This window comes from Belnapia sp. AC561 (genome assembly GCF_979252845.1).
In genome coordinates, this window is the sequence record NZ_CEEDBP010000234.1 from 1 (window position 1) to 271 (window position 271).

1 protein-coding gene is annotated in these 271 nt (G+C 63.1%); it reads left to right on the forward strand.

What is annotated here, in order from left to right:
• Window positions 1-180: hypothetical protein (locus AC0IW9_RS30895; protein WP_471652120.1), on the forward strand; the 180-nt coding region annotated here is incomplete at its 5' end.
• Between the last annotated feature and the right edge of the window lie 91 nt (window positions 181-271).

Below are 271 nucleotides of genomic sequence, written 5' to 3' on the forward strand. Positions count from 1 at the left end.
GCGCACTACGCCCACTTCCTCCCGTCCGACCGCTTCCGCCTCGCCGCCAACGTCCTGCGGCGCGCGAGGCTCGGCCTCCAGCACGAGCGCGACGAGCGGACGATGACCTCGACCGTCGTGCGCGGGCTGGTCACGAACACCGCGAGTTTCGGCAACGCCAGCCATCGTCGCGCAGCGTGATCGCAGCATTTCTGAAAGCGTAGGACAGGAAATCGCCTACGCAATTGATAAATAACAGAAATGTTCTCGGAACTGTCGCCGCGTTGTATGG